The following is a 4,407-nucleotide window of genomic DNA, read 5'->3' as shown; positions in this document are numbered from 1 at the left end:
TATGCGGGAATAGCTCAGTTGGTAGAGCATAACCTTGCCATGGTTAGGGTCGCGAGTTCGAACCTCGTTTCCCGCTCCAGATTTCAGCTTCAAAAGGACGAGCCTCTGAGCTCGTTTTTTTATGCCTGTCGCATGACAAACATATTTACATTTTAGCTCTGAGCAATTTGCTGCTTAAGCGCCTTTCTCTTTATGCAACTTAATGGTTGCTGCTTCTTCTTCCTTGCCTCTGGCAATCTCTTCAATTGTCCTGTCGATTACGTACAGCACTCTTATCTTTTGCTTACATTTATATGCGTATACGCATTTCATAAGCGCTCATGATCTCTTTTCATGATATTTAGGCATTTATATGCAGTGCTTAGAGCTAATAGGGCGACGACTGTCCTTGAGTTTTGCTTCCTCTGATCTACTGTAGGATTAGAAGTTCTGGAGTGCTGATCGTGTGTAGCGTTTAAAACTTTTAGTGCTTTGTGGCTGTGTGTTGGCCTCAAAGCTATCGTATATAGGCATTTTTTGTCGCAAGGCCTTGAAAATTTACTCCATACACCCCATTTGTATACTGTGAGAGTGAATAATCTCGAGAATTTCAGATTTTTTTCAGTATTTACGACTTAAAACACGGCACTCAAGCGTGAACTGTCGTAGAATCTCACACTTAAGTCTTTGATCGGTCTTTCAGCTTAAGCTCAGCGGGGCAGTCTGTGTCGTGCACTTTGCGTCATGCGCTGTTCGTTTTTTTAAAGGTTTGGGTGCTTAGCGCTCATTAACACCACCTAGCTTTAGCCTAAGGAACGTTTGCTATCTTGACCTGCACTATATAAATAGTTGTAAGTCTATCGGTGGCTGCTTTGGTTCTTGAGGATGCTTTTGTGGCTGTGCCTGTTAATCAACTGAAGCTTTTTGCGTTGGCTTCGGCCGAGACGTAAGTGCAACAGCTGTCTTAGCTATGCCGTAAACTCAAAGGCAGGAACCGCAAGGAGTTTCATTGCTGAATAGCGGTCAGACATAGTCACATGACTATAAGACCTAGGTATCAGTTTGCTGATGCCACCGAGCGGAAATGGATGTACGCCTGAACGCTATATAATAGCTGATGGTTTTCTTCTACAGTGTTTTAGCAAAATGTTCATTACATCAATCGTCACCAAGATCATTGGCAGTAGTAATCAGCGCACTATCAAGCGCTTAAGTAAGATCGTCAAGCAGATTAATGCTCTTGAGCCAAAGTACGAGGCTCTCAAAGACGAAGAGTTTAAAGACCTTACCGTACAATTCCGCAATGAGATTGAGGGCGGTGCAACTTTAGAGACCATCCTGCCTGAGGTTTTTGCTGCCGTTCGTGAAGCCGCTAAGCGTACTTTAGGTCTGCGTCCTTTTGATGTTCAGCTCATGGGTGGTATGGTTTTAAACTCCAACCAGATCGCTGAAATGAAGACTGGTGAAGGTAAGACTCTCACCGCTTTAATGCCTTGCTACCTCAACGCCATTTCAGGTAAGGGCGTTCACGTAGTTACTGTTAACGACTACTTAGCACGTCGTGACGCCGATTGGTCCCGTCCATTCTATGAGTTTATGGGCATGACCGTTGGCTGCAATATTCCAGGTTTAGATGCAGAGGCCAAGCGACAGGCTTATGCTTGTGATGTTACCTACGGTACCAATAACGAGTTTGGCTTTGACTATCTGCGCGATAACATGGCCTACGCTCCAGAGCAGCGTGTACAGCGTCCATTAAACTACGCCTTAGTTGACGAAGTTGACTCTGTACTCATCGATGAGGCACGTACTCCTTTAATTATTTCTGGTCAGGCTGAAGATAGCTCCGAGTTATATCGCAAGATCGACGGCATCATTCCAAAGCTTGAGCTCCAAGAAAAGGAAGATACCGAAGATTACACTGGTGACGGTCACTTCACTGTAGATCTCAAGATTCGTCAGGCTTACTTAACCGAGCGCGGTCAGTTGTATGTAGAAGATCTGCTCCGTGAGTTAGGTCTGTTAAAGGAGAATGATTCACTCTTCTCCTCCACTAATATCGTGCTGCTGCACCACGTAATGGCCGCTTTAAGAGCCCACGCCTTATTCCAGCGCGACGTTGACTACGTTGTAGCTAATGGTGAGGTTGTGATCATTGACGAGCACTCAGGCCGTAAGATGGCTGGCCGTCGTTGGTCAGATGGTCTGCACCAGGCTATTGAAGCTAAAGAAGGTGTTGATATCAGATCTGAAAACCAGACTTTAGCAACTATTACTTTCCAGAACTACTTCCGTATGTACGATAAGCTTGCTGGTATGACTGGTACTGCTGATACTGAAGCATACGAGTTCCAACAGATTTACGGTCTGAATACTGTAGTTCTGCCTACTAACAAGCCAATGATCCGTAAGGATCTTCCTGATCTCATTTACTTAACTGTAGATGAGAAGTACAACGCCATCTTAAATGACATTCGTGAGAAGGTTAAAGAAGGCCGTCCAGTCTTAGTAGGTACTATCTCTATTGAAAACTCTGAGAAGTTAGCCCATCTCCTTAGCAAGGAGCACATTCCTCATCAGGTTTTAAATGCTAAGTTCCACGAGAAGGAAGCTCACATCGTTGCTCAGGCTGGTCGCCCTGGTACTGTAACCATTGCTACTAACATGGCTGGTCGTGGTACTGACATTATCTTAGGCGGTAACCTCAAGGCTGAGCTTGAGGCTTTAGGTGAGAATGCCTCACAAGCAGAAATCGATCGTGTAACTGCTGATTGGCAGAAGCGTCACGATGCAGTATTAGCTGCAGGTGGTCTGCATATCATTGGTTCTGAGCGTCACGAGTCCCGTCGTATTGATAATCAGCTGCGTGGTCGTGCTGGTCGTCAAGGTGACCCAGGTTCATCACGTTTCTACCTGTCCATGGATGACAATCTGATGCGCCTGTTCGGTTCTGACAAGCTCAAGAACTTCATGAAGCGCATGGGTATGGAAGATGGTCAGCCTTTAGAGCACAAGTTAGTAACTCGTGCAATTGAGTCTGCTCAGCGTAAGGTTGAAACCCGCAACTTCGATATCCGTAAGAGCCTGCTCGAGTTTGACGACGTAGCAAATCAGCAGCGTAAGGTTATCTACGAGGAGCGTAATGCTCTGTTAAATGGTGAGGACACTTCTGAGACCATTACCAACATTCGTGTTGACGTATTTAACAGCGTTATTGATGAGTACATCGAGCCTAACTCACTGCCTGAGTCTTGGAAGGTTAAGGAGCTTGAGGCACGTTTGTTAGAAGAGTTTGCTCTTGAGTGTCCTGTACAAAAGTGGCTTGAGGAAGACACTAAGCTCGTTGAGCAAGACGTACGTGACATGATCGTAGCAAAGGCTCAAGAGATGTACGATCTCAAGTGCAAGATCATTGGTGAGGATAACCAAAAGCAGCTTGAGCGTGGTGTAATGCTTCAGACCATGGATATGCTCTGGAAGGAGCACTTAGCTGCTATGGATTACATGCGTCTTGGTATCGGCTTGCAAGGTTATGCGCAGCGTAATCCTAAGAACGAGTACAAGATCCAGTCATTCAATCTGTTCACCAAGCTGCTTGAGAACATCAAGTACCAGGTTATCAAGATGCTCTCTCGTGTACAGATTCAGATGCGCCCTCCAGTAGAGGAAGAGCAGGTTGCACCTCAAGGCACCATGGCTGCAGCATCTTCAGACAATAAAGACAAGGATCAGACTCCAAACACCGATCCAATGCCAAATGTAGGTCGTAACGACCCATGCCCATGCGGTTCAGGAAAGAAGTACAAGGACTGCTGCGGTAAGGCTGTATAAGCGTCGCTACTAATTAAGAATAGTTAGCCCTATAAGACAATGGGGCATTTAAAAGCACTGCGGGTTTAAGCTTGTGGTGCTTTTTTATTTTTGGTGGCTAAATAGCGCCACCCAAAATTAAAGCATTTCTTAAAAATTTGTGTAGTTCCACAATGTTATGTGTCTTGCCCTTGAGGCAGTTGCTAGCATCTAGGCAGCTACAGCACAGTGCTGAGGTACAAAAATAAATACCATGAGCCTCTTAAGTTAATTGCTTTGTAAAAAATGAGTGGCAAAATCAGGTTTAGATGGCTGCATTTAGCGTGTCTTAATGGGCTTAGTTTTGGCTGGATTGCCATCTATACTTGGCTAGTGATGGTTTTTGATTAAACACAGTGCACAATAAATTTTGCTACTAAATTACGATATTTATGCGCTTTTATGTGTAATGTGGTGGTTTAGGTTAAAATTTGTTTAATTTGCTGTTGACACTTTAGGGGCTATTTGGTTTAATAAGCGCCGTTGCCCAGATAGCTCAGTCGGTAGAGCAAAGGATTGAAAATCCTTGTGTCCCTGGTTCGATTCCAGGTCTGGGCACCATCAGATGGTGCTAGCAAC

At 44.9% G+C, this 4,407-nt stretch carries 1 protein-coding gene and 2 tRNA genes; all 3 read left to right on the top strand.

What is annotated here, in order from left to right; all coding sequences use genetic code 11:
• Positions 1-3 precede the first annotated feature (3 nt).
• Positions 4-79, top strand: a tRNA-Gly gene (locus H524_RS0111670).
• Positions 80-1,125: 1,046 nt separating this feature from the next.
• Positions 1,126-3,810, top strand: a complete 2,685-nt coding sequence (gene secA, locus H524_RS0111660) for a preprotein translocase subunit SecA (RefSeq protein WP_027940321.1) — start codon at positions 1,126-1,128, stop codon at positions 3,808-3,810.
• 503 nt (positions 3,811-4,313) lie between these two features.
• Positions 4,314-4,389 (top strand) — tRNA-Phe (locus tag H524_RS0111655).
• The last annotated feature ends 18 nt before the right edge of the window (positions 4,390-4,407 follow it).

Origin of the sequence: Anaerobiospirillum succiniciproducens DSM 6400, assembly GCF_000482845.1 — a bacterium.
Taxonomy (GTDB): Bacteria; Pseudomonadota; Gammaproteobacteria; order Enterobacterales; family Succinivibrionaceae; genus Anaerobiospirillum; species Anaerobiospirillum succiniciproducens.
This window is presented reverse-complemented; position numbering and strand designations above follow the sequence as displayed.